This window comes from Thiothrix fructosivorans, assembly GCF_017349355.1.
Lineage (GTDB): Bacteria > Pseudomonadota > Gammaproteobacteria > Thiotrichales > Thiotrichaceae > Thiothrix > Thiothrix fructosivorans.
In genome coordinates this window covers 249,936-264,771 of sequence record NZ_JAFMPM010000005.1, presented here as the reverse complement: position 1 = coordinate 264,771, position 14,836 = coordinate 249,936, and the positions used below count along the sequence as shown (strand labels likewise).

Annotated in this window: 13 protein-coding genes and 1 tRNA gene; 3 read left to right on the top strand and 11 right to left on the bottom strand. The window is 52.4% G+C overall.

The window, feature by feature from the left end; genetic code table 11:
• The first annotated feature begins 19 nt into the window (after positions 1-19).
• The 3 genes from parE to J1836_RS02330 all read left to right on the top strand — a co-directional run bounded on the left by parE (position 20) and on the right by J1836_RS02330 (position 4,102).
• Positions 20-1,915, top strand: coding sequence for a DNA topoisomerase IV subunit B (parE, locus tag J1836_RS02340; protein ID WP_207249279.1), 1,896 nt, complete (start codon positions 20-22; stop codon positions 1,913-1,915).
• A complete protein-coding gene (locus J1836_RS02335) occupies positions 1,912-2,379 on the top strand; it encodes an MEKHLA domain-containing protein (RefSeq protein ID WP_207249278.1) in 468 nt (155 codons plus the stop codon). The genes parE and J1836_RS02335 overlap by 4 nt, the downstream gene beginning before the upstream one ends.
• A gap of 91 nt (positions 2,380-2,470) precedes the next feature.
• A complete protein-coding gene (locus J1836_RS02330; RefSeq protein ID WP_207249277.1) occupies positions 2,471-4,102 on the top strand; it encodes a hypothetical protein in 1,632 nt (543 codons plus the stop codon).
• Here J1836_RS02330 and tadA read toward each other — a convergent pair.
• The 11 genes from tadA to csrA all read right to left on the bottom strand — a co-directional run bounded on the left by tadA (position 4,064) and on the right by csrA (position 14,681).
• The gene (gene tadA, locus J1836_RS02325; RefSeq protein ID WP_207249276.1) at positions 4,064-4,570 is read right to left on the bottom strand and encodes a tRNA adenosine(34) deaminase TadA; all 507 of its coding nucleotides are present in this window, start codon (positions 4,568-4,570) and stop codon (positions 4,064-4,066) included. The genes J1836_RS02330 and tadA overlap by 39 nt on opposite strands.
• Positions 4,571-4,582: 12 nt before the next feature.
• Positions 4,583-4,915 carry a diversity-generating retroelement protein Avd gene (avd, locus tag J1836_RS02320; protein ID WP_207249275.1) on the bottom strand — a complete coding sequence of 111 codons (333 nt, stop codon included), beginning with the start codon at positions 4,913-4,915 and terminating at the stop codon, positions 4,583-4,585.
• Positions 4,912-6,006, bottom strand: a complete 1,095-nt coding sequence (locus tag J1836_RS02315) for a reverse transcriptase domain-containing protein (RefSeq protein WP_207249274.1) — start codon at positions 6,004-6,006, stop codon at positions 4,912-4,914. Before J1836_RS02315 ends, avd begins: the two co-directional genes overlap by 4 nt.
• Before the next feature lie 159 nt (positions 6,007-6,165).
• Positions 6,166-9,090: an SUMF1/EgtB/PvdO family nonheme iron enzyme gene (locus J1836_RS02310; protein WP_207249273.1), complete on the bottom strand. Its 2,925-nt coding sequence runs from the start codon at positions 9,088-9,090 to the stop codon at positions 6,166-6,168.
• A 194-nt stretch (positions 9,091-9,284) separates the two neighbouring features.
• Positions 9,285-9,365 carry a hypothetical protein gene (locus tag J1836_RS21940; protein WP_242632704.1) on the bottom strand — a complete coding sequence of 27 codons (81 nt, stop codon included), beginning with the start codon at positions 9,363-9,365 and terminating at the stop codon, positions 9,285-9,287.
• Between the two features lie 228 nt (positions 9,366-9,593).
• Positions 9,594-10,841 (bottom strand): tRNA lysidine(34) synthetase TilS, encoded by a 1,248-nt coding sequence (gene tilS / locus J1836_RS02300; protein WP_207249272.1) that lies wholly within the window; start codon positions 10,839-10,841, stop codon positions 9,594-9,596.
• Between the two features lie 9 nt (positions 10,842-10,850).
• A complete protein-coding gene (locus tag J1836_RS02295) occupies positions 10,851-11,804 on the bottom strand; it encodes an acetyl-CoA carboxylase carboxyltransferase subunit alpha (protein WP_207249271.1) in 954 nt (317 codons plus the stop codon).
• Positions 11,805-11,875: 71 nt separating this feature from the next.
• Positions 11,876-12,646, bottom strand: a complete 771-nt coding sequence (locus tag J1836_RS02290; protein ID WP_207249270.1) for a ferredoxin--NADP reductase — start codon at positions 12,644-12,646, stop codon at positions 11,876-11,878.
• Entirely contained in the window at positions 12,615-14,249 is a 1,635-nt protein-coding gene (locus J1836_RS02285; protein ID WP_207249269.1) for an NAD(P)/FAD-dependent oxidoreductase, read from the bottom strand. The genes J1836_RS02290 and J1836_RS02285 overlap by 32 nt, the downstream gene beginning before the upstream one ends.
• A 79-nt stretch (positions 14,250-14,328) precedes the next feature.
• Positions 14,329-14,419, bottom strand: a tRNA-Ser gene (locus tag J1836_RS02280).
• Between the two features lie 61 nt (positions 14,420-14,480).
• Positions 14,481-14,681, bottom strand: coding sequence for a carbon storage regulator CsrA (gene csrA / locus J1836_RS02275; RefSeq protein WP_207249268.1), 201 nt, complete (start codon positions 14,679-14,681; stop codon positions 14,481-14,483).
• Positions 14,682-14,836: the final 155 nt, after the last annotated feature.

The window sequence follows — 14,836 nt, the reverse complement described above, 5'->3', positions numbered from 1 at the left end:
AACAAGCCCGACGAGAATAATGAGCAACAACACCTACAATGCCTCTTCCATCGAAGTCCTCACCGGACTCGACCCCGTGCGTAAACGCCCCGGCATGTACACCGACACCACGCGCCCCAACCACCTTGCGCAAGAAGTCATCGACAATAGCGTAGACGAAGCCCTCGCCGGACACGCCAACCAGATCGACGTAACCCTGCACGCCGACGGATCAGTTTCTGTCACCGACAACGGGCGCGGAATGCCGGTCGACATCCACCCCGAACAAGGCAAACCGGGGATCGAAGTCATCCTCTGCACCCTGCACGCAGGCGGCAAATTTTCCGACCAAAACTACCAATTCTCCGGCGGCTTACACGGTGTCGGCGTATCGGTGGTCAACGCCCTGTCGCGCAAGCTCGAAGTCACCATCAAGCGCAATAGCCAGCTTTACCGCATGACGTTTGCCGATGGCAACAAAGCCAGCGAACTCGAAGTGATCGGCAAAGCAGGCAAGCGCGAAACCGGCACAACCGTACATTTCTGGCCGGATGGCAAATACTTCGACACCGTAAAATTCGGCGTTAAAGCCCTCAAGCACAATTTGCGGGCAAAAGCCGTTCTCTGCCCCGGCTTACGCATCCGTTTTACCGACGCATCGACCGCCGAACCCGAAGTGACCGAATGGTATTACCAAAGCGGCTTGCGCGATTACCTCAACGAAGCTATCAGCGAATTCATCACCCTGCCCGAAGACCCGTTCACCGGCTCACTCACCGCGCCGCGTGAAACACTCGATTGGGCATTACTGTGGCTACCCGAAGGCGGCACAGCCATCCAAGAAAGCTACGTTAACCTGATTCCGACCGTGCAAGGCGGCACGCACGTCAACGGTTTGCGCACGGGTGTCACCGATGCCTTGCGCGAATACTGCGAATTCCGCAACCTATTGCCACGCGGTATGAAACTCACCCCCGATGACGTGTGGGAAAATATCGCCTTCGTGCTGTCGTTCAAGATGCAAGACCCGCAATTTGCAGGGCAAACCAAAGAACGCCTGTCCTCCCGCGAAGCGGCGAGTTTTATCAGCGGCGCAATCAAAGATGCGTTCAGCCTCTACCTCAATAACAACACCGTGATCGGCGAACAACTCGCGCAATTAGCGATCAATAACGCTACCAAACGCCAGAAAGCCAGCAAAAAAGTCATCCGCAAGCGCGTCACCGCAGGCCCCGCCCTCCCCGGCAAACTCGCGGATTGTTCCTCGCAAGACACCACCCGCACCGAATTGTTTTTGGTAGAAGGCGATTCCGCAGGCGGTTCAGCCAAGCAAGCGCGTGACCGCGAATTCCAAGCCATCATGCCGTTGCGCGGTAAAATCTTGAATACGTGGGAAGTCGATTCCGAACAAGTGCTGGGTTCGCAAGAGGTACACGACATTTCCGTGGCGATTGGCGTAGAACCCGGCAATGTCGATTTGAGCCAGTTGCGCTACGGCAAAGTGTGCATTCTCGCCGATGCGGATTCGGATGGGGCGCACATTGCCACCTTGCTTTGTGCCTTATTTGTCAAACACTTCCGCCCCTTAGTTAAAGCGGGTCATGTGTTTGTGGCAATGCCGCCGCTGTACCGCATCGACATTGGTAAGGAAGTCTATTACGCGCTGGATGAAGCTGAAAAGCAGGCACGTCTCGACATTATCGCCGCCGAAAAGAAACGCGGCACAGTCGCCGTTACCCGCTTCAAAGGTCTGGGCGAAATGAACCCGTTGCAATTGCGCGAAACCACCATTGCCCCCGATACGCGCCGTTTGGTGAAACTCAGCCTCGACGACACCGACGCAGCCGATCTGATGATGGATATGTTGCTGGCAAAGAAACGCGCTGGCGACCGCAAGCAGTGGCTTGAAACCAAAGGCAATTTGGCAAGCGTATGATGGATTCCGCTCAACTCACTGCGCATTTGTACCTGCTGCATTCCAGCTTTCGCCATTACGTCGGGCGCGATTTGGCGGAGTTGAAGTGGCAAGGCGAAAATACCGCACTCGCGCTGGATACTGCGCCGTTTGTGCTGTTATCGCACAATACCGACGCTGACCCGATCTTCACTTACGGCAATCAGAAAGCGTTGGAAGTATTTGAAATGGATTGGGAAACACTGACGCAGTTACCCTCACGCTATTCCGCTGAAGCCTTGGTACGTGAAGAGCGCGAACACTTGCTGCAAACGGTCGCCCGCCAAGGTTACATCGACGATTACGCGGGAGTACGCATTTCCAGCAGCGGGCGGCGTTTTTTGATTCGCCAAGCGATTGTGTGGAACTTGCGGGATGCACATGGCAACTACGCGGGGCAAGCCGCTTACTTCGATCAGTGGGAATATCTGCCCGAAAATCACTAGAACAGGCTATAGTCAGGGAAGCGAATAATCATCTAAGCTGAACTTCATCAGTACAGGGCAACCCGCCAGACGGCGGATAAGGAGACGTTACATGCCTAACACAATCGAACAGCAAATCAATGCTGATCTTGCTGCCTTTGCACAAGACCCCAAAACCTTCATGAACCGTCAACCGCCAAAAACGGATGCCGCAGGCAACCCCGTGCGCGGTATGACGCTGTTTTCACAAGCTGACATTGACAGCCTGGACTACATTGACGCACGCGATACGCAGCGGATGCACGTCTTACAACCCGGCAGTGGTGAAGCCTCAACGCGGGCAGCGATTGCTTCCAACGATAAACCCGCTAACCTCGTGGATGCGCTGACGTACAGCAAGCTCAGTGATATGGAAACGGCAGGGCTTAAAAAGAAATCCTTGGCGGAATCCCCGTGGTCAGACGATTACTGGGCGATTTATAAAGGAATTTTGGGCGCACGTTATGCCGACCCGAATTTCCCTAAATCCAGCGATTGGAAAAAGAATTTTGATTACGTGCGTAATGCACCGGCTGCGACGATTCTAGCCAGCGGCAATGCCACCAAAATCAACCAGCTTTCCCCGTCTGAAAAATACGATGCGCTGGTCGGCGATACCAATGAATCCCTGACCAAAAACATGTGGGCGGAAGGTAAATCCTATTACGACACCAATGGTTCGGTCGAAACGTGGATGGGTATCTGTCACGGCTGGGCACCCGCTGCGTATATGCTGGCGCGTCCGACCAAGAGCGTGACGCTGAAAACCCCTAGCGGCGTTGCCATCAAGTTTTACCCGTCTGACATTAAAGCATTGTCGTCGTTGCTGTGGGCAAACGCGGCGAGTGCGACACGCTTTATCGGTGGGCGTTGCAATGACAAAGATCCCGCTGCTGATGCCATCACGGGGCGCGTTAAATCGGCGGATTGCTTCGATACGAATCCCGGCTCATGGCATTTGGCTATCGTGAACCAGATTGGCGTGAGCAAGCGCAGCACGGTGCTGGACGTGACCTTCGATTACGAAGTCTGGAATCAGCCGCTCCACGCTTACGAATACCGCTATTTCAATCCGCAAAGTAATCAATACGCCAGCACCTTAGCCGGAGCAACCGTCACCAAAGCGGCGTACACCAACGATAAATTCAAGGCGTATCGCAGCACGCAAGCGCATTCGATGGTCGGTATCCGCATGGATGTTTCCTACGTGGTCGAAACCAATCCTAGCCAGCGTGAAAGCGACAGCGCGGCACAAGACGCGATTCAAAAAGTCACCTATTACTACGATCTGGAGCTGGATGCAGCGGGAACAGTGATCGGTGGCGAATGGTATACCAACAAGCACCCTGATTTCCTGTGGACACCGGGCAAGGGCTTACGCGCAAAAACGGCTTATGATGCGCAAGCGACCGGTACATGGGCGGCGGGTACGGCTGTACCGAGTGCGTGGCGCACCGCCGCGAAATCCGCTTCCACCCAGCAAGGCTCACCCTTAGCAGCAATTGTGGAGCAATTAATTAAGTTCGCGAATGGCACGCAAACGGCTTCCAGCCCGACAGCGGTTACACCTGCGCCGACTCCAACACCCACGCCAGTTACGCCGACACCCACTCCGACGCCTGTTACGCCTGCGCCGACACCCACCCCTACGCCAGCACCAACCGATTCATGGCTGAGTCGCACGCTGCGCCGCTGGTTTGGCTAAGGCGGCAGCCGCTCGCCGTTCTCGGAAGAATGCCTGTAATAACGCAGCGCATTCTTCCTGCAATACCCCACCTTGCACTGCCACGATTTTGTGATAATGACGCGGGTCTTGCAGCAGATTGAACGCACTGCCAGCCGCGCCAGTTTTGTGGTCATACGCACCGAAGACAACACGTTCGATACGGGCGTGTAGCATTGCGCCGACGCACATTAGGCACGGTTCAAGCGTGATGTAGAGCGTTGTATTCGGCAGGCGGTAATTTTCGGCAGCAATACCGGCGGCACGCATGGCAAGCATTTCGGCATGGGCGGAAGGGTCGTGCAACGTGATCGGCTGATTCCAGCCTTCGGCGAGGATTGCGCCGTCGCGAATGATGACAGCACCGACGGGAACTTCACCTTGTTGCCATGCGTTTTGGGCAAGGGTTAGGGCGTGGCGCATCCAGTGTTCGTCTGATGAGGTATGCATTGGCGAGTTACTCTATACAGTGGATTTACACCACCCACCCAACAAGCGCCCGACTTCTTCCAACAAAAGGCTAGCATGTTCAAAACGGCGCGTGTCTAGGAGTGTTAGGTCGTGACTGAGGCGTAAGTAAAAACGTAGCTGTTTGAGTTTTACGTCAGCCTGTTTGAGTGCGGTAGTTTGTTGCGCCTTGTCGGTTGCCTGATACAGGCATTCCATGAAATCCATCGCCGTCGTTTGCAGACGTTCGGTGACAACAAAACGTTGGTTGCGGGGGAACTTGACGGTTTGGGGGATCAGCCAGCGGATAAAATCGTAGCTTTTGGCAAATAAGGGGGATTCTTTCATGCAACTTTGCGCCCTCTTCCCGTTACCTTGCGCACGGGCACGGATTTGGCAAACAAATTACGCCGCAAACCCCACGTATCGGCGCGTTTCACATGTGCCACCCAACCCTGAATGCGCTGGTTCAAATCCTCATGGCTTAATTCACCCCGTGCATATTCACGGTAATAACGCTGTAAACGCCGTTGGAAATTCACCCCATTTTTGCGTTTGAGGCGGCGGTGATCGGTGTAAAGACGGAAACCGAGAAACGGAATGCCACTGGTGATGGGGTAAACCGTGCTGGATTTTTCATGCAGCGCAAGGCGTAAACCAAACAGGAATTCGCGGATAGCGGTTTTCCATTGCCACAATTGCGCTTTGCTATCGGCAAACAGCAGAAAATCATCAACGTAACGGACATAACCCCGACAACCCAGTTCGCGCTTCACAAACTGGTCAAGTTCGTTGAGGTAGACATTCGCCCAGAATTGGCTGGTGAGATTACCGATAGGCAGCCCACGCGGTCGGTTGACGGCGAACAGATCATCGCCGGGGAAATACACCATCTGGTATTCACCCGTGAGGATGCCTTCCCCGCTTTTGACAATTTGGCGCATCAGCCAACGGATTTTTTCGTCGGTGATTTTGCGGTAGAGCAGCGATTCCATCACCGCGTGGTCGATACTGGGGAAAAATTGGCGCAGGTCGCATTGCAGCACGTAGGGGTAGCGACGCATCAGGCGTTGAGCCTTGTCGATGGCGGCGTGTGTGCCTTTGCCCTTGCGGTTGGCGTAGGAGTCGCCTATGAAGGTGTTGTCGTAAATGGCTTCGGTGATGTTATGTAGGGCGTGATGTACCACACGATCACGGAACGGCGCGGCGGATACCAACCGTTTTTTGGGGTCACGGATGTAGAAGGAATAGTATTCGCCCGGTTGCCATGTTTGGTCGGTCAATTCACGTTGCAGGCGGATCAATTCATCGGCAAGGTTCATCTCAAAGCTGGCGGCAGCGGGGCAGCCACGCTTGCCCTTCGCGGCTTTTTGCCACGCTTCGTAAAGATTGCTGAATTCCAGCAACTGTGGATACAAATTATCGAATACCTTTGCCATAACTTTTGCGCGTCGCCGCTACGCGGCGTTCTTTGCGTAACTTCACCGTTATCTCACTTATTCTAGCAGCCTGCCAAGCTGAACGTTTTAGTATTCAGAAGAACAGGAATCAGAAACCAGCATACCAGTCCACAGCATCCCAGCATAGCCAGGGAGAACTCAACAACCTAACAACAACCGAAAACCCAGAATGGGGTCGCGATCGTCAGGATGAAGCCAGTCACGAACCGCGCACCGCACGCCGACGGAAGAATCGTCCCAAGAACCCCCGCGAATTATTCGCAAGGCATGTTCGTTCAGGTTATTTCGCTGTTTTTCCTGAACAGCCCACTGATCATAGGTGAAATCTGGTGAACCGCTTTTTTTACCCCACTGACTGCTTGTCCACTCCCAAACGTTACCTGTCAAATCATACAGTTGAGCATGTTGTTTCTCGAAAGCACCTCCAGCAGGAAATAAACCTACCGCCGACGTCCTACCTAACCCTGTATCCTCGTAATTACCTTTCGCAGGATCAGCTTCATCTCCCCAAGCGTAACGCGAACCTGCCTCACCACGAGCCGCATATTCCCATTCTGCTTCTGTCGGTAAACGCACTTTACCTTGATAAACATTAGTGATATTGAGCCACTCACAAAATGCCAATGCCTCATACCAACTCACGCCAATGACAGGATGATTCGCATTATTCCATTTGCGTTGTTCCCAGTACCACGGCTGGCGGCGTGTCTTTTCTTCCGCCAATGCCTCTGCATAATTCTTTTTCAAACTGGGATTATCATCCAACAATGATAAATCTGCTTTTCCACCTTTCCACCACTGATAAGCTGCTTCGCAGGTATGCCAGTAACGCTCATTCTCATAGCCACCAGCTTCCACAAAACAAGCGAACTGAGCATTAGTAACAGGGTAACGGCTCATCTGAAAAGCAGACACTTCAACCCAATGTTGCGGGGTTGAATGCTTATCCCATGAACGTTTAACATCATCAGCCGCAAACCCCATCTGGCATTTTCCAGCCGGAATAGACTCCCATTTAATATCAGGCAGCCCCTTGTGCTCACCCTCACGGATAACACCAACACCACTACGGGGATCACCAAGGTCGCCCAATAAACGCCCTGCTTCAGCCCTCACCTCCACAGGCAATTGGTATTCGCCTTCAACCAAGTGCAATAGATGCCGTATCAACCACTTATTGAGCTTCTCATATTGTGGACTCGCATAGCTTTGTAGTGGCTTTTTCTGCTCAACCGTGGCACGAGCGGCGAGGAAAAAATACTGCCATTCATCTTCAGGATAATTCGCATAATCCAATACTTCTGGATAGATGTAATACGTCAATAAAAACGAAACAGCACCCGGCTTATCAGTGCCGGACATCTTCGCACTGATCAATAACAAAAATACTTCACCCCACCAATCTTTCCCCTCTTTTCGTAACAAATCATTAATGACATCCTGCCAGTTATCCATCTCCGTAATAGCCAACGCCACCAAGTAATCTTGAAAAGAACGGTGGTAAAACTCAAAACTATCGCCCTGCCCCGGTTTAAGAATGCCGCTGCGGAAACGGATAAAATCCAATAAATTAGCTGGATTATTATTGCGGGTAATATGTTTTGAAAATAACCCTCTGATTGCAGTATCAGCTATTTGCAAGGTTTTATTCTTATGAGCATCCCATGCCACGGCTTGCAACGCAGCCATCCGCGTTCCTTCCGTTTCTGTCAGGGCTTTTCTCTCAAAATCCTCTAATGGATAATCCGCATTTTCTCGATACGCTCGCATTGTCCAGCGCTCTAACATCAGCGCAATCGCCTCGCGGTATAATTCAGCACGAGAATGCGGCAAAATTTCATATGCAAAATGCAGCGTAGCCAATAACGTCAAAATCAGTGGACGACGGGCTGGTGTTAGTAAATATTCCCTGTCCGACAAATCGACAAAAAGCTGATGCGCCTGTTTTGCAGCCATTTCTTTGGTACGCTGTTTTGCCTCACGCAACAACAAAAACCAATGATTAACAAAGCTCTCCACCTGATCATCTGTCATTTCTTGAAGCTCAAGGCAACGAAATGCCTCCAACCAATAAGCACAATCATCACTTGCAAACACATAGGGACGACTGGTAATAATCAAACGCGCTTGTGGGGCTAATATGCTAATAAGACGATCTATTGCATCCAGCATATTCCGACGCATTCCATCCGTTTCAGGGACTTCATCCAAACCATCCAGCAGAATAATCCCTTCCGCTAACAACGACGGTTGAAGTGCTTGCCATGTTTGTTTACCGACATCATCACCCATCAGCAAAGGCATCTCACGTTGCATTGCATCCAGCAATGTATCATCGCTAAAACCATTTTTCTTACACCACCATGCAACCGAACGTAAACGCAGGCGCATCAATGGCAGACGCTTGAATTCAGCGGGTAAACGTTTATCCGTTTTGCCAATATGAGAACCAGCGATATGCCACGCCAGATTATCCATGAACATACTTTTGCCTGAACCAGCGTCACCCAAGACAATCACGCGCCGATAATCTTCTTCGGCACTTGCTTGCATCAAGGCTTTACGCTCCTGCCCACGGAAACGCATATTACCCGTTGCTTCTACGTCTTCCTCACCCTCTGTATCATCCACACCATGTCGTTTTGCAGTGCAGGGGACGACATCCATTTCCTGATAGACTTTGGGCAGATTAATACTGTTAGAAGCATTGCGGGCGTATTCCGTAATTCGCACATTAACCAGAGCCAAATCAATGTTTTCGCAAGATTTATGCAAGGCTTCGTAGTAAGCCTTAAGCAGAAAGGCGCTATCTTTCGACTCATCTTTTTGGGATTTAAAGAAATTCAATACCGTAAACACGCCTCCAATCGCACTAATCGGCGCTACAAAACCACCAATCGTTCTACCCATTTGTTCAGCGCTAGCACGACGTGCGGGGTCAAAACCGAGCCACCAATCCAAAACACCGACTATCCAACCGACAATAGTATCTGGGAAGCTCCACAGCAATACGCCAAGAACTACGCATCCCAATCCTATCCACATCCAAGTACGTTTCGACACAAGCCCAACTCCTTTCCAGAAAGGGATTCCCGCACCGTGCCAACCAAGGCAGGATGCGGGAAAGTTTCGCTATTTGACCGGAGGGCAAACCGTCGCGATCTGGGCAGGGACAAGCTGGCTGTTGGCATTGCACCACCGGCGGCTATCCGTGGATACACCGCTCTGCCGGGTACAAGCCGTTGACTATGGAGAACTCAACTCTCTAACAACAACCGAAAACCCAGATTGTTGTTGCGATTGTTAGGATGATTCCTGTTACGAATCGCGCACCGCACATTGTCGGTAGAATTGTTCCAAGAACCCCCGCGAGTTGCCCCAACCCGCCTGCGAATGTGGCGGATATTTGACAGATTTGCAAACAGAATTTGAAAGCCCTAACGCTGCGATATACCATGAACCATCATCGCTAACATGGAGTAAACCCATGCCACAGACAACCCTCTCACCAAAACCCACGAATTGGGATGACTTTTTCAACGACACGCAGCGTCCTACCGCCGACTTCATGGCTGAACGGGTAGACCCACCACCCACATCAACCGCTCCCCCACATACACCAACGGCAAACGCTCCCGCTCCCACGGCGGCACACCCCACTCTTGCAACAAATGCTTAAGGCTATGATGCCCGCCGCGCTGCGGCAAATACACGCTTTCCCCACCTTGCCGAAAGCGCACGATCACACTGGCAGGATACCCCGCCTCCGCCACCAACGTGCGTCCCAACGATGCAATCACTAAGGGCTGGCGCGTCTCCCACACCAACACCTGCTTAGGATCATGCACAGATAAAGGCGACATAGCATACACATCATCCCGATAACGGCGCATTTCGCAGCCCTCCCAACGCACACACGGCGTTGCATCAGGACGGGCTAGCAATACATCACGCAATACTTGCAGCAGCTTTTTCTCTTCCGGTAAACGGAAGCCACGTAACGTCAGCCATTCCCGCAACAAGGCTTTTTGCATCGCCACATCCTCAGCCAACAGCTTGCTAACCGCGAGCGTGTCAGGCTTAGAACCGTGTAAATGCGGCAACTTCTCGCGCAACAACGCTGTCAACACCTGACGGCTTTCGCCTTGCAAACGTGCTGCTCGTGCCAACGTTTTACTCGCCGCAGGCCAACGCTGTTCCAACAACGGCATGACCTCATTGCGCAAAAAATTACGGTCAAAACGGCTGTCTTGATTACTAGGATCATCAATGACATTCAGCCCATGCTGTTTGGCATACGTCGCTAATTCCGCACGACTACACGCCAATAACGGACGACCCAAATAGCCACGCGCTAACGGACGCACCTCCGGCATCGCCGCCAACCCGTTCACCCCACTACCGCGTAGCAAATGCAGCAACAACGTTTCCGCTTGATCGTTTTGGTGATGCGCCGTCAGCAGCATTTCCCCCGCCTGCAAATGCTGGCTGAAAGCCGCATAACGCGCCGTTCGCGCCACCGCCTCCAGACTTTCCCCCGCCGGAATCTGCAACTGCAAATGCGCCACCGCAAAAGGAATCGCCAGACGCGCACACACCGCACGGCAATGTTCCACCCACGCAGCCGCCACCGCCTGCAAACCATGATCAATGTGCAGGGCGCGAAACGCTAAGTGTGGATAGTGCTCACGCAGACCCGCGCAAGCATGAAGTAAAACGTGCGAATCCAGCCCGCCACTGAAGCCAATCAGGTAAGCAGTGGCAGACTGTTGCTGGAAAAATCGTAATAAATGATCCGTAGGGGCGCAGGACATACGCCTTCCCTACTCCTCGAACTGCCCAAACGCCATAATGCGCTGGTAACGCTTATCCAGCAGCTTATCGAGCGGCATGGCTTTCAAGTTACGCAAATTGGTATCAAGCGCTTCGCCGATATTATGCGCTGCCGCTTCCATATCGCGATGCGCTCCGCCCAACGGCTCAGGAATAATCTGCTCAATCAACCCCAGCGATTTCAAACGATCAGCAGTAATGCCCATCGCATCCGCCGCATCTGCCGCTTTATCCGCGCTTTTCCACAAGATGGACGCGCAACCTTCCGGTGAAATCACCGAGTACGTGGCGTATTGCAGCATCATCACGCGGTCGCCTACGCCAATCGCTAACGCGCCACCCGAACCGCCTTCGCCGACGACAGTACAAATAATCGGGGTACGCAATTTCGCCATTTCGTACAAATTACGCGCAATCGCCTCGCTTTGCCCGCGCTCTTCCGCACCGATACCGGGGTATGCGCCCGGCGTGTCGATAAACGTAATAATCGGCAGTTGGAATTTTTCCGCCATGTGCATCAGGCGCAGTGCTTTGCGATACCCTTCTGGGCGCGGCATCCCGAAATTGCGCTTGATGTTTTCGTTGGTATCACGCCCTTTCTGATGACCGATCACCATCACCGATTGACCACGGAAACGTGCCATGCCGCCGATAATCGCCTTGTCATCCGCAAAGGCACGATCACCATGCAATTCCTTGAAATCCGTAAACAAATAGCGGATCAAGTCGAGCGTATACGGACGTTTAGGGTGACGTGCAAGCTGCGAAATCTGGCGCGGTGTCAGTTTAGAAAAGATCGAACGCGTCAACGAAGCGGCTTTTTCTTCCAGCTTGCCAATTTCTTCGCTCAGGTTAATTTCCGCGTCACCCACGTAACGCAGTTCTTCAATTTTCGCCTGTAATTCGGCGATAGGCTGTTCAAAATCAAGAAAATCTGGGTTCATATCTGTTGTTTGTCCGTAACCCCAACCATAGAAGCGGCTGATTTTACAGTGCTTGCTGACAGATTACGACTTTAAAAATACTGCTCGGTGGTGATATGCCCCGGCTTGTGGCGCAAATGACGCTGCATTCCCCGTTTTCCCAGCAATGCTTTCATATCATTGAGCATATTGTGATTGCCGCACAGCATCACATGCGTGTCAGTGGCACTGATACTCGTACCCGCCACTTGTTCCAACGCGCCGGATTCGAGGCTAGTGGTAATACGCCCTTCCAAGCCGTGCGGATTAACTTCGCGGGTAACACACGAAATGAAGCGGAATTGCTCAGGGTGAGCGGCGGCGAGTGTTTGAATCAGCTCGGCATAAGCGAGTTCGTTCACCAATGGCGTGCCATGTACCAGCACGATTTTCTGGAAACGTTGCCACGGTTGTGCGGTTTGGAGGATGGAAAGATACGGACCCAATCCCGTTCCGGTAGCAATCATCCACAGATTGGGTACGGCGGGGATTTCATCCAGCACGAAAAAGCCTTTAGCAGGCTGGGAAATTTCAAGGCTATCGCCCGGCTGCAAGCGTGCCAATGCATTGGACAGTTTACCGTTGGGAACGATATTGTAGAAAATTTCCAGCGCGGCTTCGTCCGGCGCATTGATCAAGGAATAGGATTTTGCCACCAACTCAGTTACACCCTCGGTAGTGACGGGCAAACGCAAGGTGACAAACTGACCCGCCACGAACGGCATTGGCGCGGTTTTGATGTGCAACGTTAGTAGGCGATCAGTCCAATGCTGATTACTTAATACCTCGGCGTTATGCCAAGTGGTGCGGATGATTCCGGTCATGCTGAGCCTCCATCATTTGGGTAGCCAGTGCCTCAGCGACACGGATACCATCCACGCCCGCCGAGAGAATACCCCCAGCATACCCCGCACCTTCACCAGCCGGAAAAAGCCCTTTAACGTTTAGGCTTTGCAAATCTTCACCACGCGTCATGCGCAACGGCGACGAGGTGCGCGTTTCCACGCCCGTCAGCACTGCGTCGTACATCGAGAAACCTTTGATTTGGCGCTCGAATGCAGGCAGCGCTTCGCGAATCGCTTCAATCGCATACGTCGGCAAGCTAGTAGCCAAATCGGTCAGGTGTACACCGGGTTGGTAGGATGGCTCGACCGAACCTAATTGCGTGGAGGCAATGCCTTTGATGAAGTCGCCAACCAATTGCCCCGGTGCTGAATAATCCCCGCCACCCAATTCATACGCGCGGGATTCCCATTGGCGCTGGAACTCCATACCTGCCAGCGGATTGCCGGGGTAATCTGACGGGGTGATGCCAACCACGATGCCCGCATTGGCATTACGTTCGGCGCGGGAATATTGGCTCATGCCATTGGTGACGACGCGCCCTACTTCGGAGGTGGCGGCCACGACTTGCCCGCCCGGACACATGCAAAAGCTGTACACGTCACGTCCGTTTTTGGCGTGATGCACCAGTTTGTAATCTGCCGCGCCCAGCAAGGGGTTGCCTGCGTGTTTGCCGAAACGTGCCTGATCAATCAGCGCTTGCGGGTGCTCGATGCGGAAACCGATTGAAAACGGCTTTTGTTCCATGAACACACCGCGTTCGTGCAACATTTTGAAAGTATCGCGGGCACTATGCCCCAATGCGAGGATAACGTGATCAGTGCGCAGTTGTTGACCCGTTGCCAGCGTAAGGCCGCGTATGTGTCCGTCTTCGATCAATACATTGGTGACTTGTTGCTGGAAACGGATTTCGCCGCCCAAGGCTTCGATTTGGGCACGCATGTTTTCTACCATTTTCACCAAGCGGAACGTGCCGATGTGCGGCTTGCTGACGTAGAGAATTTCTTCGGGTGCGCCTGCTTTGACGAATTCGTTGAGGACTTTGCGCCCGTAATGTTTCGGGTCTTTGATTTGGCTGTAGAGCTTGCCGTCAGAAAATGTCCCCGCGCCACCTTCGCCGAATTGCACGTTGGATTCGGGGTCAAGCTGGTTCTTGCGCCACAATGCCCACGTATCTTTGGTGCGTTCGCGGACTTTTTTGCCACGTTCCAAAATAATCGGGCGGAAACCCATTTGTGCCAACACCAAACCCGCCATTAAACCGCACGGCCCAAACCCGACAATCACAGGGCGTAAATCAGGTGCTTCTTGCAGATGTGCCACAAAACGGTACGTGGTATCGGGGGCAATTTTGACATGCGGATCAACCGGAAACTTCGCCAGTATCGCGGCATCATCCCGCACCGTCGCGTCGATGGTATAGACCAACACAATGCCATCACGCTTACGCGCATCGTAACCCCGTTTGAATACGGTAAAATCCAGCAACTCAGCGGTCGTAATGCCCAAGCGTTCAGCAATGGCAATCGGCAAGAAATCAGCAGGGTATTCCAGAGGCAGGCGCAATTCGGTAATACGTATCATGGGGCTTGATTAGTGCGATGATGTAAATTAATACAAAAAAGCCCTCACAGAACTTAACCTGTCAGGGCTTTTTAAAATATGGCGGAGAGGGCGGGATTCGAACCCGCGATGGGCTTTTGGCCCATACTCCCTTAGCAGGGGAGCGCCTTCGGCCTCTCGGCCACCTCTCCAATAGATCATTCAGTGAATGAAGGCGCGAAGAATACCTTCAATTCGTGTTTACGTAAAGCCCTAATTCACATTTTCTTCGATCGTCACCGTATCAAGGTGTTCATGACGGATGCGTTCAAAGATTTCTTCACGGTGTACTGCAACGTCTTTCGGTGCATTAATACCCAAGCGCACTTGGTTGCCCTTTACCCCTAAGACCGTCACACTGATATTATCCCCAATCATGAGAGTTTCTCCCACTCTCCGTGTCAGAATCAACATATCGCATAATCTCCATATTGCTGCATTTATGTATCCCAAAATCCCCGTGATACCCCTAAAGCATCATCGACAGTCGTTGGTAGCGTCAACAATCCCATATTGGCACTTAACTGAAACTTAACCTATTTTTGACCTTCGTTGTATTTTTACCAATG

Coding starts and splice junctions, on each gene's coding strand:
- tilS (WP_207249272.1), bottom strand. CDS start 10,841: ATGTCCTGCGCCCCTACGGATCATTTATTACGATTTTTCCAGCAACAG.
- J1836_RS02290 (WP_207249270.1), bottom strand. CDS start 12,646: ATGACCGGAATCATCCGCACCACTTGGCATAACGCCGAGGTATTAAGT.
- parE (WP_207249279.1), top strand. CDS start 20: ATGAGCAACAACACCTACAATGCCTCTTCCATCGAAGTCCTCACCGGA.
- J1836_RS02315 (WP_207249274.1), bottom strand. CDS start 6,006: ATGGCAAAGGTATTCGATAATTTGTATCCACAGTTGCTGGAATTCAGC.
- csrA (WP_207249268.1), bottom strand. CDS start 14,681: ATGTTGATTCTGACACGGAGAGTGGGAGAAACTCTCATGATTGGGGAT.
- J1836_RS02335 (WP_207249278.1), top strand. CDS start 1,912: ATGATGGATTCCGCTCAACTCACTGCGCATTTGTACCTGCTGCATTCC.
- J1836_RS02295 (WP_207249271.1), bottom strand. CDS start 11,804: ATGAACCCAGATTTTCTTGATTTTGAACAGCCTATCGCCGAATTACAG.
- J1836_RS02330 (WP_207249277.1), top strand. CDS start 2,471: ATGCCTAACACAATCGAACAGCAAATCAATGCTGATCTTGCTGCCTTT.
- avd (WP_207249275.1), bottom strand. CDS start 4,915: ATGAAAGAATCCCCCTTATTTGCCAAAAGCTACGATTTTATCCGCTGG.
- J1836_RS02285 (WP_207249269.1), bottom strand. CDS start 14,249: ATGATACGTATTACCGAATTGCGCCTGCCTCTGGAATACCCTGCTGAT.
- tadA (WP_207249276.1), bottom strand. CDS start 4,570: ATGCATACCTCATCAGACGAACACTGGATGCGCCACGCCCTAACCCTT.